Raw genomic sequence first — 21,012 nt, forward strand, 5'->3', positions numbered from 1 at the left:
GATGTGTCGGAAAAGGACCTGCACATGGCGATATCTGAGTAATACGTCATAGAAAATAGTAATTATGCCGCTTTTAGGCTATCAAAATACTATAATATATATAGAGGTTGCTATATCTATATGTATAGCAAAGCCGACCGTGATGAGTAATGTGGTAAGCGGAGGAAGAAAAAAAGATGCTACCTGGTATCGACGTACCTGACATGCAGATAATACAGGAAGATCAGCGCCGCCTGGCGCGTGAATTGCACGATAACGTAATACAATCCCTGACCGTCCTGGTGACCGATCTTGAGCATTTTCGTTCCTGCCAATCCATCGAGCAGGATTTGGATGGAAATGTGGCTAACTGGCATACCCTGGCCCTTACCAGTCTGTTAACGTTACGTCAGACCTCTGGTGGATTGTGTAAGACTAAGACGACTACGCATGATTTCGACTTTATGGCGGCCGTCCTGACGCTCCTCAAGAGCATGCAAGATGCTGGCTATACAGTAACCTTCGAGTGTCATGATTGGCCTTCTCCCCTGTCAGGCGCATATGCCACCAATCTCTACGATGTGTTGCGCGAGGCCATTCTGAATATCTGTCAGCATGCGGCCGCGGCATCTATTGTCGTGTCGCTATCCCGAGGAGAGGAATGCCTGCATATGCGTGTCAGTGATGATGGCATGTCTACTGTTTTTGCGAGTGTTGGCCTGGCCCAGGGATGGCATCAGAGTTTGAATGGCCTGCGTGAGCGTGTCGCGCTGCTTGGGGGACAGGTCTCAATCGCGCGTATTTCGGCTCAGGGAACCCATCTACATGTGGACATGCCAGTTCCTGTACGCATCTCAGCGCTACTGACATATCCAGTCTCCGATCTACAGGCAACTGAACCAGTGCCACCACAAGATGATGGTTTAACTCCTCGTGAGCGTGAATTAGTGATTTTGATAGCCCGGGGTTTTGTTGTGAAGGAGATCGCACGTCTGCTCAAGGTGAGCGAGAAGACGGTACGTAATCACATTAGCAACGTGTATCATAAATTATCTATTTATGATCGCTCTCAATTGGTCATTTATGCCATGAAAAAAGGTCTGGTTAATCTACAATCTCTCTAATGTCCGTGGGCTGGCGAGCTATGAGCGCACCTTACTATATTCAGCCTCTCGCAGTAACGTGTGCATACTACGGCAATAGGTGATCAGGCGAGAAAATGTTGGCAGATTTTCCAGTGCGGAAACATTGCCGACCAGGATAAGCTTGCGTTGCGCACGTGTCAGGGCGACATTCAAGCGTTGTGCATTGATCAGGAAGTCGCGCCGCTGGCTCTCTAGTGCCGGTTCCTGACTGGTGGCGAACGACATAATGATCACCAGGCGTTCGCCACCCTGGAAGCGGTCTACCGTATCGACATTTAACAGGGTATTGGATGGTAGAGCCTGCCAGTTGGTCATGGGATCTGGAGAGAATAAATGGCGGCGGATATTGGCGACCTGTGCCCGATAAGGGGCGATAATCCCAATGTCCTGTGGTTGAATGCCACGGGCCAGTAAGCCTGCTACCAGTTCGCGGACCGCGCGAGCCTCTGCATTGCTCTGCTTGGCATCTGGCGCTGCCTGCTCATCCTGTATGTCTAAAAACAATAACGGAAAGCGTGGATCCAACGCTTTCTGGATGCCTTCAGACTCCACAGGAGGGTTGGCCGCGCTATTCGGTTTATGCGGATAAATCAGGCGTCGATTAGCGATCGAGGCATGGGCGAGTAGCTTCTGGTCGTAGAAGACGGTGGACGAAAAATGGGAGATCCATTTATTCATACGGTACTGGGTTGTGAGTGGTACGCAGGCACTGACATCCAGGGGATGGCGTTGCATATATTCTTCGTCACGTTGCTTTAAAAAGCTAAATAGCGAGTCTCCCAATCCTTCCAAAGATGCTTCCTGGCTGAGTACCAGTGGAGGTAACTGCTTTTCATCGCCAACCAGTATAAAACGTTTGGCAAAGCGTAGCGCGCCCAGGATAGCAGGAATAGTCAACTGTCCTGCTTCGTCGATAATGGCCACATCAAAGATAAAGCCAGCATTATCCAGATCGGACTCACCATTTTTAGCTGTATGCGGACTATATTTATCTGAAGACCAGGTGGCCGTGGTAGAGGCAACGACTGGTGTAGTGTAGAGCAGATCAAAGACATAGTCCTGATATGATTTATCTGGATGGTATGGATCTTCCTTTAGCTGTACATGACTTGCCCCTGTTTGTTCGAGCGTGGTGAGCAACTCTTTAAGCAGCCAGGGTTTGATTGCTTCATGGACGCTACGCTCACTGCCCAGGCGCAGGAATTGCGAAAAGCCATCTTTCTGCAGGCGTTTCAACATATTATCCACGGCCTGATTGGTAAAGGCTGCCAGTAAAACACGTTGCCCCTGTCCTATCAGGCGTTTGACGATCTCAGCGATCACACTGGTTTTGCCGGTGCCCGGAGGACCATGGATGAGTAGATAATCTTTCATTTGCAACGCACGTGCGACGGCTAGATTCTGCTCACGATTAAAGTCACTGCGCCCAAGGATTTCCTCGCCAATAAAGCGAGGTCGGATCTTACCTGCTACCAGGTCCTGCAAGTGGGATGGTACATGATGCCAGCGGATCAGATTTTGCAGGGTGCGTACATGGACAAGGTCGTTGTCATAGCGGTCGATGAGTTGAGGCTGCCCGATTAATTCGCGGGTCCAGACTGTGAGTAGCTCGGCACTGATGCCTGTAATGGTGCCACTGACAACTTCACCTGTAATCGGATCGCCATCACTTAACAGGATCTCGTCACCTTCGCGCAGTTCTGACGTATTGTTGCAGCTAAAGGTGAGCGACCAACCATCACTCTGAATGGATGGTGAGCCAAGCAGTTGTAGTCCCCGAATAGCGCTTCCGCGTTCCAGGCGTTGCTGTACTGGCTGTAGCCACAACTGTGCCTGTTGCTGCTCACCGGCACGTCCTTCGATCTGTAGCAGACGATAATATTTTTCGAAAAACTCACGATCTGTTTGCACGATTGGAGACTGCGTGGTTACAGGCAGTACTGGCTCTATCATCTCTTCTAACACGTTGGCAGTATCCGTGGGATCCGCAGCGGCTTGCTCTTGCAATGCTGGTGGCTCCCAGTGTAAGAGGGTTGACACCGTCTGACAATGTTCCAACATGGCACATTTACTACAGCGTGAAGGTCCTGGCGGGGCCGAAGGGATGTTAGTGACGCGATTAAGGATCAGAATATTGCGTGTCTCATTGACGCGTTGAATTTCACGAATAGTGGCTCGAATCCCGAAGGCTTGTGCCTTGCCGGGTGTACCACTATAGAGCAAGGTAGCAAATGCGCGCTTCATTTTGGATTGGCGGCGTACTGCCAGTAAAGCATGATAACCCAGCACCTGCCAGCGATGATCCCTCTTGGGTAGCTCGCCACTGGCTCCACCAGTCTTCAATTCCAGTAATCTTTGTTGTCCAGTTTGTTGCCAGAAAAGGTCCAGGCGACCGCGTAAGCCAATTTCAGGTGCCAGCAGAAAAGTCTCAGCACGCACCTGATTCGTCTCAGACGCTGGCTGATCGTCGGCAACCACACCCGGCAATGTCCAGAGTGTATTACTCTCGCTTTCATACCAGTGTGCCAGGCTCTCCAGATGCGGCAGCACATCGTCCTGCATCGTTTCAACCGCTACATCAGCCAGTGCGATCTCTATGGTATTCAGTTCCATAGCTTGCTTTAGATGGCGCTGCATCACCTGTAGTGCCGTCTCGGGAGCATTGCTACCCTCGGACTCAGACGTCGCCGATCTGCTAAAGGTGCCACGATCATGTTCTTTAAGTAGTTCTTTAAAGCAATAGTGCACAATATTTCCACGGATCGTGGCAGCGGAGGCAGTAGAGGGAATCAGGCGATTCAATAAATATTGACGTGAACAATACTCGGCCTGATTTAAATCAGTGATGTTGAGTAATATATCCGGCTCCAACACTGCCAGTGTATACGAGTTACCCTGATAGCGTGAGCGACTGCCATTCTTATATTCAATCTGCACTGGCTCTGTCGGAAGATGATACATACGTATCTTTAGGGAATGAGCTGGAATACCATCTGCGCGTAGCTTTAACTCTTTAATCAGACTGCGGTAATAGTGATGTTCTAACTGGACCTCGATGCGTTCTGTGCCTGTGTCCAATGTTACTATTGCGATGCGCTCACCCTGATATTGACGTTCATGTGCCCCTACGAGATAGCCAGAGATCTGAGGTGTATGACAGGGAGGTTTGGGATCAAGTGTACAAAGAAAACACTCGTGTGTTTGTGTGGCTTCCTGCTGTTGTATCAAATCAATCCCTGATGTTTGCATTCATGTACACTCCCTTATTTGTTTGGCATGCTGAAAGTGTACGGTAGGTGCCCAATTTCGTCAAGAGATGTATTTCACACAAACCTCACAAATCCTCGCCAGCAAAACCAGATCACGATAAAGATCGAATATATCCTCAGCTTTTTTTCCTATACGCTTTACAATAGCAAATAACATCTACAATAATAAATACCGAAGGAATTTTATACTGCGTAATATCTAGCAGTAGCTGCTGTTCTAATTATTTATTGCACCTCTATGTACATTTTTCATGAAATGAATTTTTGTTTTGGTACAGCGCTAAGCATATATAGATAGTTATCAAGGTCATATCAATGCTGCATTATACGAAAGGGTGATTTAATGCATTCTATAGCGATACCTCCTCACCAGGAGGAGGTACAGGAACATGCAATACCACGATGGAAAAAAATACTTCGCTCACCTTTATGGCTCTGCCTGTTAGTTGGTATTATTGTTCGTATCTTTCTTATCCTTCATGGGTCATCTGCTCTTCCTGGCGATGAGGCGCTAACCGGGATCCAGGCTGAAAATATTTTGCGTGGTCTTCATCCAATCTATTACTATGATCAACCTTATATGGGGAGCCTGGAAGCTTATATTCTTGCGCTCTTCTTTGCTGTTGCGGGCCCCTCAGTACTCGTGTTGCGCATTGGCATGACCTGTATTTCCCTTTCTCTCGTGGTCCTCACCTGGTTCTTCTCGTCAGCGCTTGCGGATCAGGCAAAGCTCAAGGGTTCTGTCAAAAGTATATTTATGATTGTGGCTACGCTCATTGCTGCCCTGCCACCCCTCTATGATGTCGTGATTGAACTACGTTCCTGGGGTGGATATGTCGAGGCAATGATCAGTATGCTGTGGATCATGCTTGCTGGCTTGCAACTTACCCAACGCTGGCAGGCCCAGGCTTCTAGATTTGAGCTAACATGGCGCTGGCTCTGGCTGGGATTTTTGATTGGATTTGGGTTCTGGATTGACCCTCTGGTGGTTTATGCGGTTGTGGCGGTTGCTCTCTGGATCGGGGGCATTATTCTGGTTGGATTGCTCCATCCGGTTGAACGTCCAGATGCTCGTCGTAAGCTCCTGCTTGAAACATTGCTGGCCTTTGCAACCATTCCCAGTGCTGTCATTGGTTTTATTCCGGGTATTATTTATGGTTTCAGGCATAACTGGACGAATGTCACATATGTGATCCATAATGGGGCTGGCCAACCCTCAAGCCTGCATATGAAGTTGCAATTGGCTAAAATTTATAGCACCTGTACCGCTGCCCGTGTTATTGGTGGATCAGTTCCGACTGCGCCTGATGTGAAAATTGGCCACTCAGGTGTATTAACGGCGGGTCTGGTGATCAATGGTATTTGTATTGCGCTGGCAATTATCGCTATCCTCGCTTCTATTTTCTGGCGGCATCCCGTAGTAGTGCGGGCACGAGAATTAACGTTGCTCCCCCTGATCTTTATGGTCATCACGTCGGTTGTCTTCTGTTTTTCTTCTATTGTGGCACTTGAGACCCCGATTACGCCATGTATGCAGCTTGACCAGACTGGACGCTATGCGGTGCCGCTCACTATTGCGCTCCCATTCTTTCTGGCGGCTATGATGGCACTGCTATGGCAAGCTACTGTTCCATCCTCTGGGCGTACTGAAAGTCAGACAAACGCGGACGACCAGATGGTAGCCGGGAGAGTACCACAGAATAAAACTGCAAGGAATGTGCGTCTCCCAATCAAAATTGCTATTCTGCTGGTGCTGGTCATTTATTTCTCAACACAATTTACAGCCTATGCCACATCATATCCACCAACAGTTTTTAAAAGTGCGGCCTGTATCAAAATCCTTCCGGATGAAACCCCACTGGTTCAATATATGCGCCAGAATGGCATTCGCTATGCCTTTGCTACCGGTTGGGTTGCTGATCCTATCACCTTTGTGACGAATGGTGAGATTATAGCATCTGAACCACCTCCCAAAGGACGTATCCACACGGAGAGTGCCGCGATAGCGCAGTCCGATCATTATGCCTTCTTATTCTTTGTCCATACATCTGATACCCATTTTGGTTTTCAGAAAATTCTTGATAAGCATCATCTGCAATATACGGCTAAGCGTTTTCCTTCTCAACCTGGCTGGGATGTGTTGATCGTAAATCCCAAGCAGAAGATCTCGTTTAAAGATCCTCTAATTGATAAGTATTTGCACTCCACAATTTATGGAGGCTGTTAAGCGTAAATGCTTATGCTTTACACGTATATAAAGGTCCTTCCCGCCTATGGCGGGAGGGGGACACTCCCCATAGGTGCGAACACGTCAGCAGCCAATGCGTCTGATGGCGGTCGCGTGGTGCGGTATCATCCGCAAAACTGCGTACATCAAGAATCCGAGATGGTCACGCAACTGACCCAGACGTTCTATCTGGATCGGTTTGAGGTCTCTTTCGTTGATTCAATTGTTCATGTACTACTTACGTTCGCATCTATGGGCTGCTACCCCTGTATCCCGCTTTCCCTTCAATGCTGTATTATATGAAAGGTTGACTTAATGCATTCTATAGCGATACCTCTTCACCAGGAGGAGGTACAGGAACATGCAATACCACGATGGAAAAAAATACTTCACTCACCTTTATGGCTCTGCCTGTTAGTTGGTATTATTGTTCGTATCTTTCTTATCCTTCATGGGTCATCTGCTCTTCCTGGCGATGAGGCGCTAACCGGGATCCAGGCTGAAAATATTTTGCGTGGTCTTCATCCAATCTATTACTATGATCAACCTTATATGGGGAGCCTGGAAGCTTATATTCTTGCGCTCTTCTTTGCTGTTGCGGGCCCCTCAGTACTCGTGTTGCGCATTGGCATGACCTGTATTTCTCTTTCTCTCGTGGTCCTCACCTGGTTCTTCTCGTCAGCGCTTGCGGATCAGGCAAAGCTCAAGGGTTCTGTCAAAAGTATATTTATGATTGTGGCTACGCTCATTGCTGCCCTGCCACCCCTCTATGATGTCGTGATTGAACTACGTTCCTGGGGTGGATATATCGAGGCAATGATCAGTATGCTGTGGATCATGCTCGCTGGCTTGCAACTTACTCAACGTTGGCAGGCCCAGGCTTCTAGATTCGAGCTGACCTGGCGCTGGCTCTGGCTGGGATTTTTGATCGGATTTGGGTTCTGGATTGATCCTCTGGTGGTTTATGCGGTTGTGGCAGTTGCTCTCTGGATCGGGGGCATTATTCTGGTTGGATTGCTCCATCCGGTTGAACGTCCAGATGCTCGTCGTAAGCTCCTGCTTGAAACATTGCTGGCCTTTGCAACCATTCCCAGTGCTGTCATTGGTTTTATTCCGGGTATTATTTATGGTTTTAAGCATAATTGGGCTAATATTACATATGTGATCCATAATGGGGCTGGCCAATCCTCAAGCCTGCACATGAAGTTGCAATTGGTTAAAATTTATAGCACCTGTACCGCTGCCCGTGTTATTGGTGGATCAGTTCCGACTGCGCCTGATGTGAAAATTGGCCACTCAGGTGTATTAACGGTGGGTCTGGTGATCAGTGGTATCTGTATTGCGTTGGCAATTATCGCTATCCTCGCTTCTATTTTCTGGCAGCATCCCGTAGTAATGCGGGCGCGAGAATTAACGTTGGTGCCTTTGATCTTTATGGTCATCACGTCGGTTGTCTTCTGTTTTTCTTCTATTGTGGCGCGTGAGACACCGATTACGCCATGTATACAGTTTGATCAGACCGGACGCTATGTGGTGCCGCTCACTATTGTGCTTCCATTCTTTCTGGCGGCTATGGTGGCACTGCTATGGCAAGCTACTATTCCATCCTCTGGGCGTACTGAAAGTCAGACAAACGCGGACGACCAGATGGTAGCCGGGAGAGTACCACAGAATAAAACTGCAAGAAATATGCGTCTACGTCTTCCAATTAAAATTGCTATTCTGCTGGTGCTGGTCATTTATTTCTCAGCACAATTTACGGCCTATGCCACATCATATCCACCGACAATTTTCAAAAATGCGTCCTGTTACAAAATGCTGCCCGATGAAACCCCACTGGTTCAATATATGCGCCAGAATGGTATTCGCTATGCCTTTGCTACCGGTTGGATTGCTGATGCTATCACCTTTGTAACGAATGGTGAGATTATAGCATCTGAACCACCTCCCAAAGGACGTATCCACACGGAGAGTGCCGCGATAGCGCAGTCCGATCATTATGCCTTCTTATTCTTTGTCGATGCATCTGATACCTATCCTGTTTTTCAGAAAGTTCTTGATAAGTATCATCTGCAATATACGGCTAAGCGTTTTCCTTCTCAACCTGGCTGGGATGTGTTGATCGTAAATCCCAAGCAGAAGATCTCGTTTAAAGATCCACGGATTGATAAGTATTTGCGTGACCCACGTCATGGAATTTATGGAAGCTGTTAAGCGTAAAAGCTTTGGTTTTAAATATATATAAAGGGCCCTTCTCACCTGCGGCGGCGGGGGGAGAGGGGAGCGCTGCGGGGGACATTCCCGCACCCCCGGCAGGCGGGCCGGCCAGGCCCTCCTGCACCTCCCGGCGATTGTAGTCTGAATGAAAGTGGGGAAAGATGCGGGGACACCCTTGCACTTGTCTGTTTGCGTTATAATGCCAGCATAAAAGCGATGAACCTTATTTATGAAGTGAGGAATGACTATGTCTGTGCCTGTAGTTCGTACGATTACACTTGGTATCGCGGAAGCACATCCTATTTCTCGACAAACATTTGAGAAGGCCCGACTGCTTCTCCAGCAGGCACAGCAGCGTTATAACGCTGCTGGTTATGTGGTACAGACGGTTCGGCTATCTACACGTCCTTTGTTGACTGATCTGGCAGATTGGTCTCCTGCCGCGATTCTGAAGTATGCGCAGGACGTGCAGGGATTTCTAGATTCATTGCAGTTGGAAAATTGCTCACTTGGCACTGCCTTTGCCTATCGGCCCGATTTCTCGCTAGAGCGTCTGGATGTGCTGGGCGATATTTTGATTGCTACTAATTCTTTAAACGCGACGGTAAGCCTGGCGGATGCGGAGCATGGATTGCGCTTTGACGCTGCACTGCCAATTGCTCATTTGATGCTCAGGCTGGCTCATGAGACGCCCGAAGGCTTTGGCAATTTTCGGTTTGCGATGCTGGCCTGTGTTCCTCCCAATGGTCCTTTCTTTCCGGCCGCTTATCATGCTGGTGCTAGCACTATCACAATTGGTTTACAGGGTGCTCAAGTAGTTATGCAGGCTCTAGAGGAATTGGGGGCTGATGGTCGGCGGGCCCTTGATTTGCCGCAGATTACTAATCGTGTACGCACTACGCTGGAAGAGCAGGCAGGTCCGGTGGTCGCGTTAGGACAAACTATTGCGCGGGAGCAGGGAGTGCGGTTCGGTGGGATTGACCTTTCGCCGGCTCCAATGGGTGAGGTTAGTATTGTAAGAGCTATGGAGCTATGTGGATATGGTCCTCTGGGCTCTTCCGGAACACTGGCAGTGGCGGCCGCATTAACCACAGCCTTGAAGGAAACCTCATTGCCGACCTGTGGCTATAATGGCTTGATGCTGCCAGTTCTGGAAGATGTGGTATTAGGGCAGCGCTGGGAAGAAAGGCGGATAAACGCTCACCAACTTCTCTTGTATTCCGCTGTTTGTGGGACGGGCCTGGATACTATTCCACTGGCTGGTGATAGCACACCAGAGAGCATTGCATATCTGTTATTGGATGTTGCTACTCTGGCGCTACGCTACCAAAAACCACTCTCTGCCCGACTTTTTCCGGTACCAGGCCGACGAGCTGGAGAGTTGACACAATTTACTTCACCGTATCTTACGAACACACGCATTACAGAAGAGTAAGTATTGTGGTCAAACTACAGGTGGCTACTAAAGGGAGACATGGGTGCCCCAGAAGGCGTTCATCACCCCATGGTAAGAACTGCGGATATTTTCGTAGAGGCGGGCATTTTCGATCGACAGGGCAGCGAGGCTGGCCAATACTGAGAGGAACTGGATGTCGTCTTCGACGAAATCAGTCGGACGATCGGTATAAACGCGCATGACACCAATGGCGCCACCATGTACTTCTAGGGGAACACAAAGCACTGAGACCAGCCCTTCATGGCGGGCCGCCTCTTTATATTGAAAGCGAGGATCAGTGCGTACATCAGGAATATAGACTGGTGAGCCTTTAATTGCCTCGCTATCGATAGGGCTATTGACCACATTGACTGGTCCTTTAGCCAGATATTCGCTACTTAGCCCATTGACTGCGCTTAACCGCAGTTGTCCTGTTTCAGTGTCTAACAGGCGTAGGGCGCAGGCTTTGACTTGCATTGCTTCAGTGATACTCGTCACAACGCTTTGCAATACCTGATCAAGCTCCAGGCTGGACGAAATTGTCAATGCAGCCTGGTGAAGCGCTTTGTAATAATCTTTTGATGGGAGTTCCGCCTGGCTCTTAATATTCGAGTCATCTTTCATCATAATTCTCTCCCCAACACGTGATGCTAGTTTCTATGTGCTTACAATTGCACATACACTTAGTAATACGTATGTATGGGAGTATATGTATCAGTTGCAGTCAGAAAAAGCCCGATTTTCTTGCACTTCAGTTTCTTCCCTGACTGACTGTACTACAAATTATGATTAAGTGGAACTGCCCAACTACATTGTTGTTTGTCTACTTATGAGCCTCTATGCATGCGTTGCGTTTCCCGGTGGAGGATCTTGTACCAACCAGACACGACAGGGCGCATTGGCCAGTACATACGAAACGGTTTTACTTAGTTCGTTCTGGCTCTTGCCATTGTGTCGCATCAAACCGATTAATAATAAACCACAATTGTGATCCCTCGCTTCATCAACAATAGCAGGACCAGCATCACGTGCTTGCACAACTTCGGCAACTGCGTCGCAACCCACGCGATCAGCAATTCCCATAGCTGAGTTAAGCATCTGGTCTGCGCGTTCGGATTCTTGTGTGAGGACGGCTTTTAGCGGCAATGCACGTGGCACTTCGATGACATGAACGAGATGGACCTTACGTTTGGCTCCTTTTGCCATCTGGCAACCAAGATAGACGAGATTGGCATCCAATTTCTCGCCACTTATGATAACAGCGATAGCTCCAGCGCCACATTCCCCTAGAGCTGATTTGCTGATCTCAGTCTCTTCTTTGGTCTTGGAACCCCATAAGTGAACCATGATTTCTCCCCTCCTGATGGAGCGTGATAAAACAGCATCATCTGGCACCTTCAGTGTCAGTTTACTTTCAAACGAACGTCTATGAATCTAACATCCGGGCGACTAAGAATTCTATCTTTCTGAATAAGCGGCGTCAATAATGGAAACATACATAAGTACTTCTGTACTGACTACCTGCTAGCATTATCGATTACTTTCATTGTTTTTGTGCAAGTAATGTTGTCTATATTACGAAAGACGCACAAAAAAGGTTATAGTGGGGAACAAAAGGGCATTCGCGTCGAAATTTCTCCATCCTTGTTTTCAATAAAACAGAAAAGCGACCAATTGGCCGCTTTTCTGTTTCTTTACTCTGGTTCGATAGTTGCTGTAAGTTGATAACTTAACAATCGTTCCTGGTAATATTCGGCTACCTCGCGAGGACAAATAACAACAATGGCCTGCCCGTTGAGATGAGCCGTCAACATAATGTGCTCTGCTTCCGGTATAGTCAGTGTGTTGACTGCATGGACGAGAGCAAAGATTACATAGTTCATTTCGTTGTAATCATCATTATGGACAATAACCTTGTATGGAGGCAGAAGTTTTGTGCGGTTAAGCACGATCTCTTCTGGCTTCACCTGGAAACGTGTTATAGTCCACTGATCCTTGGACATGGATACATTCTCCGTTACAAACAGTATGGTTGTGCCCTAAGTTTTCCCAAATCTATTGTAACCAAGAGTTAGCTATTTTACTAGTGTCTTAGCTAACATTACTATAAACTGAAAAAAACATCCCATTCAGAGTGGAATGGGATGTTTGTATATGCTGCGGCTTTACTCCTGGCGACTGACACTTCGATCGATGCGCCCTTGATTGTTGAGTAATATTGCACGTGCTCGCGAATTACGGCTGATATTTTCAGGATTTTCGAAGCGCAGGGCAATGGCATTGAGTTTGCCTTGTGCCTGACGCGAACCTGCGGCTGAAGGGGGGGCTTTCGCCGGCTCCTGTTGTCCTATTGCACCACGTACACGTCCACGTCTGAGCAGGCCCATGATCGCTCCTAACACCAGTCCTACTGCTGCACCAACCAGCAAGGTGGTTGGCTCAGGTAGATTAGGTAAAGCAAACGTAGTAGCAAAGGTAAGTCCTGTTACTACCAGGCCACATACAATGGCGAATAGCAGGATAACAGCCGGATTAGGACCTGACCGTCGCGTCTGCAGGAAGAAGTCTCCACGGGCTTGATTGGGTCCATGTTCGCGGAACTGGCCACTACCAATGCTACCGGGCGCGATTTGATAAATCTCTTCCTGGTTGAAGCCAGCTTTTTTGAGCTTCTCTGAGGCCGCTTCCGCCTTCGATTCATCGGGAAAGATCGCCAGCAGATCATAGCTGGCGTGTTGTTGTTTCTGCATACAAAGTAGCTCCTAGTAAGGGTGCACTGATACTCGTTTTGGAGTTTATTATACACTGTCTGAATGGAATTTGGGGGATGTTTCTCGCAAGCCGACCGTGAGCCAGCAACTGTTTAAGGTTGCTGGCTGGCGGTTTAAAGCTGCGGACTTAAAAAGAGCGATTCTGTAGTGAATCGAGGACCGCGGCGATTTCCTGGCGTACCTGTTCATTATTGCCGATCTCGGCGTGCACTTTTTCCCATCCATGCATAATGGTGCTATGATCCCGACCGCCCAGTGCGCTCCCAATTTGTAGCAATGAGGCGGTGGTCTCCTCGCGCATCAAGTACATCGCAACCTGTCGTGGCCAGACAATGTCACGATCTCGTTGTTTGCCGCGTACAAGCTGAGGATTGACGTTGTAGTAGCGACAGACGCCATCAAATACTTCTTCGACGGTCAGGTTAGAGGTGACTGGTGGCTTGGTATCGTAAATGTGTTCAAGGGCCTGGGCCGCCAGACTGACAGTGAGTGGTGCATCGTGCAAGGTTGCATAGGCGATGACGCGATTGAGCGCGCCTTCCAGTTCACGCACACTACTACAGACAGGGCGAGCAATATATTCAATCACGTTCGCTGGCACAGTGAAGCGTAACGAATCGCACTTTGAGCGTAATATGGCCAGGCGATGTTCATACTCAGGTGGTTGCACATCCGCCAATAGTCCCCATTCAAAGCGTGAGCGTAAGCGATCCTGTAAGCTACTAATTGCTTTGGGAGGACGATCACTGGTCACCACAATCTGCTTATTGGCATTGTGTAGTGAATTAAACGTATGAAAAAATTCTTCTTCAGTTGATTCTTTACCCGCGATAAACTGAATATCATCGACTAATAAAATATCAATCTGACGATACTTGGCGCGAAACTCTTCCGTTTTCTGAAAACGAATAGCGTTAATGATCTCGTTCGTAAACTTCTCAGAAGTCGTATACAGTACGTTGAGTCCAGCGCTTTCACCGGCATGGCCGATGCCATGCAGCAAATGGGTCTTGCCCAGTCCTACCCCACCATATAGGAAAAGTGGATTATAGACTCGACCGGGATTTTCCGCGACGGCAAGTGATGTGGCATGGGCCAGTTTATTGGATTTGCCAACGATAAACGAGCTAAACGTATAGCGCGGATTCAGCAAGCCCTCAATACTGGGATGGACCGGACTATATTCCTGGGTTTTGATTGGCTCTTTGCGTATAGACTCTGCGGGTATATCCTGCCCCTCAGGATAAGAGACATAAGATAGCGCGGTCGGTGGTTCAGAAGCGGGTTCCGGATTATAGGAGGTTGCCGATCGTTGTGGAATGCCATAATCTTCTTTCTTCTGACGATAAGCATTCTCGGGAGGCGTCGATGGGGCCATCGCATTCATTGTGGTGGCCCCATCAGCAGGTGGGACGCGTTTTCCACGTAATGGAGCTGAAAGTCTTCCCTTCGAAAGGCGGTAGGTGCGTTTGGCTGGGCGATAGGAACCCTGATCTGATGATGCATCTGATGCGCTTGGCTGCTCTTTAGTAACCTCGAAACGGACCTCAACAGGACCCCCTGTGACGTCTATTAACGTAGAACGAATTAGTTCCTGGAAGCGGGTTTCTAATTGGGCTTTAGCAAAGGTGGTAGGAACACGAATAATAAAGACGCTATCTTGAAAGGAGAGCGCCGAGGTTCCCTGAAACCAGGTGGTAAAAACGGCAGAGTTTACTCTTGTTCGTAATCGTTCAATTGCTGTTTGCCATATTTGTTTTGCATTCACACGCAGCACCCCTTTGGGGATTGGTTTATTGTAGCTAGTGTCTCAATTTGCTTTTTTATACACTCTCCGCACGTTATCAGCTGTATGTATAGGTGTTTTTAGACAAAAATAATTCTCTGATAGTAATCTCGTGACGGCAGAGTGTAATGGTAGCATTAAATCAAAACGCTGTAAAGCCCTCCTTTCGTACCATCCAGACCATTATAACTGGTGGCAGAATGTTCTTGTGGTGTTGGATGCTTTTGGAGGGTGATTGCTGCCTTTGGTACCACTTTGAGCATTATTTCATAGTGCTTATACGTTGTGTAAAGTATACTGAACCAGTCAGGCTTATTTTAGTTTTATTATATGCGGCAAAAAATGGGTTTAGCCCATTTTTTGCCGCATATAATAAAACTAGCAGCTTCCCATCGGGGAAGTGTATAGGTGTATGACACGAGGGCGATGAGGTGGGTCGGGAAGAATATTGTTGCAGAACATGCCTTTTTATACATACTTAAGTTAAGGAGCTTTTTTATGTCTCTCTCTTTTCAATCTGGTCAGCGACGGCAAGGCCGTGGAGCGTCTGGCCATTTGCCTATACGTATATCCTTTTCTTTGATCTGTCTCCTTATCCTTTTGGGTCTGGTGATGGCCGCTTGTTCAGATGATACGCCTAAGAAGACTGGCAATGGTGTGCAGACTACCCCAACTCCAGCCCCACTGAGTTTAGCGCAGCTAGCGTGGTGCGATAAGCCACATCAGGTTTTCCGCGATCAGGCTTCGCCCCGTGCACAAGCCACAAATGGTCAGGCATCCACCCTGGGTCCAGCCGACGGTAAACCAAAGACAATCGCAGATTGGAAAACCATGAAGGACAACCTTGGCTTTGATCTGTATCTACCCAAAAATCTGCCGGCTGGTACCTGCCTCTTAAATGTCTCTGGCTCGTTACGCGACCCTATCTTCGGCAGTAATTTTACGATTACGTATGTATTGCCGAACCAGGATGCTATCAGTTTCTCGCAGGCTCCGGTACGGATTAAAAATGTAGCTTTTCAGTGTACTGTCTCACAGGATACCAATGCCACGGCCAGGAAAAATGTCACACCGACCGCCACGGCTGCTAAAGATCCTGTCCAATTATGTAATGGCATTCACGACAAAACAAACATTGTGTTTTCGGCTCGTGGTACCACAGCGTATCTCCAGCAGTTTTTTCAGAACCTGCAAGCGAATGTAGATTGGACACCCGCTAAATAACACGCAGCTAACGTCTATCTATAGAGGCGGGTGCGTGAAATTTTCTCAGCCACTTCGTCGTAATACATGGAGTGTTGATATGTGGAAAAGCTTATTTTCACAATCCTCAAAGAAGGAAGAATGCCTGTCGTGGAGCGGGGGAGCATACGACTTCAACAAGTCAACAATGCTAATGATGGTATTTCAGGTGCTAATGATAAAAAGCACTGAATGTATTGGAGAAGGTGTGGCGGAGAAAGCACAGGATGCAGGTCTTCTGAGAGCTACACTCGACGCTCAACTTACACTTCTGATATAATAGTCAGAAGTTTTACGTGCACGCGTACTATATTCAAGCGCGTATACCAATGGGAGGAACTTTTAACATGGATAAGTGTCCCTATTGTGGGGCTGAGACTCGGCAAGGTGACAACTTCTGTTTGAATTGTGGCAATCGCCTGCTTCCAGCGACTCCCTCACCTACTCCAGATCAGCAGGCACAGCCAGTGCTTGGCGATGCAACCGTTGCCGCCGATGATTGGAGTTCACCACCACCAACGCCGACGCCATCCAGTGGCCCATCCTGGGCACCTGTTGATCCCGCGGCTCCGACTGCGGCTGGCGCAGCGGCTGAAGCATCACCAGCCCACGAGCCAGTTGCAACTATGGATAGGATTACTGAACCTGGTTTCTTTGTATTGCGGTCTGATAATGGAGATGTCATTCAGGAATATCCTTTAGATAAGAATGAGATCGTTATCGGCCGGGCGCCGACCAGTGATATCTTATTATCGAAAGACAAATTGACCTCGCGTCGCCATGCGACGATTCGTTATGAGAATGGTCAATATCTCTTGCATGATGAGCATAGCGCCAATGGCACATTTGTCAATGGACAGCAATTGGAAGAGGCTAATCCCTATCTGCTGAAAAATGGCGACCAGGTTGGTATTGGTGAGCATGAGTTAGTGTTCCGCGCTCATGGAGCCCTGGAAGATCTGCCAACTATCTCTGTACCCAATGATGATGCCAATCCCGATCGGACCTATCGCACACATGGTGATAATACCCGTGAGAATCAGTCTGATCGTGATGATTATGGTACCGCTGAGATGGAAAATGCTGATCTGGCCTCTTATGATGCTTCGTCTCATAACGAGCAATCAGTTGAGCCGCCCGCAACGCCAACTCCAGAGGTGATGGATCACATTTCAGATTATGGGGCCGTTCCAGCCCCTGACCCTGTCGCTCCTGAAGAGCCCCAGCAGGAAGTAGTCGCGCCAGAAGCTGAGCCTGTGGTTCCTGAAGCGCCGGCGGCTATTGAAAAGACACCATATGCACCACCAGTGAACGTGGAAAAACCAGCCTACACCCCCTCGGTTCCAGTGGATGGAAATGTGACATTTAACCGCTTCTCGCATATATCTGCGCCAAACTTACCAGACCTGAGCGCTTTAACTGCGGCTCTGTCTGCATTGGATGGACAGATTATGTCATTGCAAGAGCAATTTAATGCCACCCAGGACGCTGTGCGTAGTCATGATGAGGAGTATGTACAGACTGCTAACCAGTTGCGTAGTGGTATTCGCCGTGTCTCTGACCGTATGGATGGCATGATTGCCGATGTTGCTCGCAGTCGTGAGGCTCTGGCCTGGGCTGAATTGTTGCAACTGATGGAAGATGTGATGAATAATCCTCGCGACATTGAATATGTGACCAAGTTAGCTCGTAAAGCACGTGAGCTTAACAAAGTCTTCCAGATTCATCAGAATGTGTTAAATACTATGGCCGAGTGCAATAGTCTGTTACGCAGTTTGATTGGTGAAGAGCGATAGATTCTATTCCTCCTAACATTGGTGTTGTAGGAAGTGGAATGCGTCCATCTGTACAGAAAATTTTCTAGCAGTGGTGGCGTAAAAAGACATACAAACAGGGCGGTAGGCAATGACCGCCCTTTCCATTTTTCAGGTTGTCCTGATGTACTACCCGACAAATACCTGCAACCCTTCCCGCTGATGTCCTTCAGGCTAAAATTGGATCGTGCTGTGTGGTGTGTCGAAGTATCATCAAACGTGTTATTTACCGGAATTTTTATGTACGAACAAGTGCCGGCGCGTGTTGAGGTTGCTCCCGAAAATACCTTGGCCGCGCATCCAACCAAACAATTTGATGCCATTATTATTGGCGCAGGCCTGGGAGGTCTGTTGAGCGCGGCCCATTTGTTACAACGTGGCAAACAAGTTTTGCTCGTAGAGCGCCTGCCACATAGTGGTGGACGTTTTACCGCGAAAAATTTGCATGGAGTACAGGTCAGCACAGGAGCCGTCCACATGGTACCTTTTGGTAGTAGTGGTGTGCTCTCACATATGTTACGTCGTTTGAATGTACCGCATCGCCTCTATGATGCGGATGTCTTTGGGTCCTTCCATGTACATGGTCGGCAATATCGATCGCGTGGCTTGCTGGGGGTCGCAAAATTTCTCGGACCAGCCCAGTTTCGCCAGTTTATGCGCCTTGGCTATGTAATGTTTTTTCAAAAATTGCCGGACCAGCAACGACAAATGCCCTTTGATCTCTGGCTGGAGCGCCAGATTGATGTGCGGCGTAATCCGCAACTGGTGGCTTTTTTTGCCAGCATCTCTCGCTTTGCCCTCAGTCTGGAACTACACCAGGTCAGTACAGCCGAGGTAATCCGTACCACCAAGAATATGTTTCGCTATGGTGCACCTGCCATTGTGGCGGGTGGATGTGGTGAGCTGACCAGGCAGTTAACACAGCTTGTGCAGAGCTATAACGGTGAGATCTTCCTTTCCTGTGAGGTCCTTGAGATCTTACAAGAGCAGAATAAGGTGACGGGGGTCAGGATCAAGCATAAAGTAACAGGGGCTGAAGAGGTGTTGCGGGCTCCCCTGGTCGTGAGCGATATTGGTCCGCGAGCTACCACCGGACTGCTCGAAAATCGCCGTGTGCGGCAGGCCGAGGTACTGAAGCAAAAATATGCTGATGACCATACCTTTAATGATACCGCTGCCGATGATGTGCAGGAAGCTGTGGGCTTAAAAGTCCATATTTTGAGCGATATCTCGTTGATTCCTCATAAGGGAATCATGTATTGTCTGGACACCAAACGCATTGCCGGCATGGTGCAGCCGACCAATAGTGATCCTTCTCTGGCGCCAGCTGGCAAGCATCTTTTGATCAGCCATCAAGTTATTCAAAGCAATAACGTTGAGGAGGAACGCGCCCTGGCCCTGGCCGATCTGCGGTTCATGTTTGGAGCCGCTTTCGACCAGCATTGCCAGATTCTGACAATGGGAACGTATCGTGGCGAGTGGCCGGTGAACCGCGTAGCTCAGGGCGAAGACGTGGAGCCGCAATTGGACGTGCAGGGACTCTATCTGGTAGGAGATGCGGTCAAGCCATCTGGTTATCTAATGGTTGAGGGTGTGGCACAGAGTGTCAATAATTTTCTAGATCTCTTAGATGATCTGGATCAGCAGCAATCTGTGGCGCATAAGATGGATCGCCGTCTGCGCCGTAATGTGATGCTACCCCCTTCCCGCTTAAACGCGCTACGCTGGTTGTGGAAGGCTCCAGGGAATTCTGGAAAATCTTAGGAAGGTCTAGTAATTATGTCTGAGAAGCAAGCATCGTTGTCTCCCCATTACCTGGTGACAGGGGGACAGCCTCTGCATGGTGAAGTAACGCTGAGCGGTGCCAAAAATGCGGTGACCAAAATGGTGATTGCATCGCTATTGACGTCCGATACCTGCACATTGCGCAATATTCCGATTCTGGGTGATCTGGAGTTAACGGTCAAGCTATGTCAGGAATTTGGCTCCCAGGTAGAGTTAGATCGTGAGAAGCATACCCTCTCGATTAAAACCACCGATATCAAGGATTACCATGTTTCAACTACGGTTGGTGGTCTGAATCGCATCTGTGTGATGACGATTGGACCCCTGTTGCATCGTTGCGGTGAAGCTGTTATTCCGATGCCGGGTGGCGATCGTATTGGCCCCCGTCCGATTAACTTCCATATCCAGGGTTTGCAGCAAATGGGTGCCCACATTATTGAAAAAGATGGATATTATCATTGCCGGGCTCCTGAGCGGCTACACGGTGCCACGATCTCACTACCCTTTCCTAGCGTTATGGCGACCGAGAATCTACTGATTACAGCCTCACTGGCTAAAGGTGTGACCATTATTGAGAATGCAGCTAATGAGCCTGAGATCGTTGATCTGGTAAAAATGCTGCAAAAGATGGGCGCGATCATCGAATTCAAAGTGGATCGACGGATCGTCATTGAAGGTGTTGAATCCTTGCATGGAGCCAGCCATACCCTGCTCAGTGATCGTAATGAAGCTGTCTCACTGGCGATTGCCACCTACTTGACCCGTGGAGATGTCTACCTCAGGCATGCCCAGCAGGACACATTGCTGTCTTTCCTGAATACCTTGCTTAAAATGCACTTACGCTTCGAAGTGGATGACGAAGGTATTCGTTTTATCGGCGACTCCAACGTTTCGCCAGCTATTTCGTTAGAGACAGATGTCCATCCTGGTTTTATGACTGATTGGCAGCAACCTTTTACCGTGCTATTGACGCAATCGGAAGGGATGTCGGTGATCCATGAAACTATTTATGAGGATCGCTTTGGTTATACGAGCGCGTTAACACGTATGGGCGCCCACGTCGGTTTGTATCCCAAGTGTCTGGGAGAGGTTCCTTGCCGTTTCCGTGAGCAGCAGCATATGCATAGCTGTGTGGTGAGTGGGCCAACGCCGCTAGTCGCGACCCGCCTGGATATTCCTGATATCCGTGCTGGCTGCTCTTACATCCTGGCCGCTCTCTGTGCGGAGGGAACTTCCGAAGTGTATGGTATTGAGCATATTGAGCGTGGCTATGAACATCTAGATGTCAAGTTGCGCAGCCTGGGTGCTTATATCGAGAAAGTTAGTTAGCCAGCAATAAAAA

At 48.5% G+C, this 21,012-nt stretch carries 14 protein-coding genes; 8 read left to right on the top strand and 6 right to left on the bottom strand.

Annotated elements, in window-relative coordinates:
• Positions 1 to 176: 176 nt before the first annotated feature.
• Entirely contained in the window at positions 177 to 1,103 is a 927-nt protein-coding gene (locus EL633_RS12925) for a helix-turn-helix transcriptional regulator (RefSeq protein WP_126627575.1), read from the top strand.
• 18 nt (positions 1,104 to 1,121) lie between these two features.
• Here the strand turns inward: EL633_RS12925 and EL633_RS12930 are convergent, their stop codons facing one another.
• Positions 1,122 to 4,373 carry an AAA domain-containing protein gene (locus tag EL633_RS12930; protein ID WP_126627576.1) on the bottom strand — a complete coding sequence of 1,084 codons (3,252 nt, stop codon included), beginning with the start codon at positions 4,371 to 4,373 and terminating at the stop codon, positions 1,122 to 1,124.
• A gap of 363 nt (positions 4,374 to 4,736) precedes the next feature.
• Between EL633_RS12930 and EL633_RS12935 the strand changes: the two genes are divergently transcribed.
• The 3 genes from EL633_RS12935 (at position 4,737) to EL633_RS12945 (ending at position 10,272) form a co-directional block, all read left to right on the top strand.
• On the top strand, positions 4,737 to 6,620 hold the full coding sequence (locus tag EL633_RS12935) for a glycosyltransferase family protein (protein WP_126627577.1): 1,884 nt from the start codon (positions 4,737 to 4,739) through the stop codon (positions 6,618 to 6,620).
• A 315-nt stretch (positions 6,621 to 6,935) separates the two neighbouring features.
• The gene (locus EL633_RS12940) at positions 6,936 to 8,834 is read left to right on the top strand and encodes a glycosyltransferase family protein (RefSeq protein ID WP_126627578.1); all 1,899 of its coding nucleotides are present in this window, start codon (positions 6,936 to 6,938) and stop codon (positions 8,832 to 8,834) included.
• A 250-nt stretch (positions 8,835 to 9,084) separates the two neighbouring features.
• Complete coding sequence (locus EL633_RS12945) at positions 9,085 to 10,272, top strand: DUF711 family protein (protein WP_126627579.1); 1,188 nt, start codon at positions 9,085 to 9,087, stop codon at positions 10,270 to 10,272.
• A gap of 27 nt (positions 10,273 to 10,299) precedes the next feature.
• Here the strand turns inward: EL633_RS12945 and EL633_RS12950 are convergent, their stop codons facing one another.
• From EL633_RS12950 to dnaA, 5 genes are all read right to left on the bottom strand, one after another.
• Positions 10,300 to 10,899, bottom strand: coding sequence for a GAF domain-containing protein (locus EL633_RS12950; protein ID WP_126627580.1), 600 nt, complete (start codon positions 10,897 to 10,899; stop codon positions 10,300 to 10,302).
• A gap of 210 nt (positions 10,900 to 11,109) precedes the next feature.
• Positions 11,110 to 11,619 (bottom strand): universal stress protein, encoded by a 510-nt coding sequence (locus EL633_RS12955; protein WP_126627581.1) that lies wholly within the window; start codon positions 11,617 to 11,619, stop codon positions 11,110 to 11,112.
• 347 nt (positions 11,620 to 11,966) lie between these two features.
• Positions 11,967 to 12,275, bottom strand: coding sequence for an ATP-dependent Clp protease adaptor ClpS (locus tag EL633_RS12960; protein WP_126627582.1), 309 nt, complete (start codon positions 12,273 to 12,275; stop codon positions 11,967 to 11,969).
• A gap of 162 nt (positions 12,276 to 12,437) precedes the next feature.
• Complete coding sequence (locus EL633_RS12965) at positions 12,438 to 13,022, bottom strand: hypothetical protein (RefSeq protein WP_126627583.1); 585 nt, start codon at positions 13,020 to 13,022, stop codon at positions 12,438 to 12,440.
• Between the two features lie 148 nt (positions 13,023 to 13,170).
• Positions 13,171 to 14,811 carry a chromosomal replication initiator protein DnaA gene (gene dnaA, locus EL633_RS12970; protein ID WP_161982116.1) on the bottom strand — a complete coding sequence of 547 codons (1,641 nt, stop codon included), beginning with the start codon at positions 14,809 to 14,811 and terminating at the stop codon, positions 13,171 to 13,173.
• Positions 14,812 to 15,327: 516 nt separating this feature from the next.
• On the opposite strand from dnaA, the gene EL633_RS12975 reads away from it, so the two are divergent.
• From EL633_RS12975 to murA, 4 genes are all read left to right on the top strand, one after another.
• The gene (locus EL633_RS12975; RefSeq protein WP_126627585.1) at positions 15,328 to 16,053 is read left to right on the top strand and encodes a hypothetical protein; all 726 of its coding nucleotides are present in this window, start codon (positions 15,328 to 15,330) and stop codon (positions 16,051 to 16,053) included.
• A gap of 365 nt (positions 16,054 to 16,418) precedes the next feature.
• On the top strand, positions 16,419 to 17,867 hold the full coding sequence (locus EL633_RS12980; RefSeq protein WP_161982117.1) for an FHA domain-containing protein: 1,449 nt from the start codon (positions 16,419 to 16,421) through the stop codon (positions 17,865 to 17,867).
• Between the two features lie 258 nt (positions 17,868 to 18,125).
• Positions 18,126 to 19,649, top strand: a complete 1,524-nt coding sequence (locus EL633_RS12985; RefSeq protein WP_161982118.1) for a phytoene desaturase family protein — start codon at positions 18,126 to 18,128, stop codon at positions 19,647 to 19,649.
• 15 nt (positions 19,650 to 19,664) lie between these two features.
• A complete protein-coding gene (murA, locus tag EL633_RS12990) occupies positions 19,665 to 20,999 on the top strand; it encodes a UDP-N-acetylglucosamine 1-carboxyvinyltransferase (protein WP_126627588.1) in 1,335 nt (444 codons plus the stop codon).
• Positions 21,000 to 21,012 lie beyond the last annotated feature (13 nt).

The sequence above is a fragment of the Dictyobacter alpinus genome, from assembly GCF_003967575.1.
In the GTDB taxonomy this organism is placed as follows: domain Bacteria; phylum Chloroflexota; class Ktedonobacteria; order Ktedonobacterales; family Ktedonobacteraceae; genus Dictyobacter; species Dictyobacter alpinus.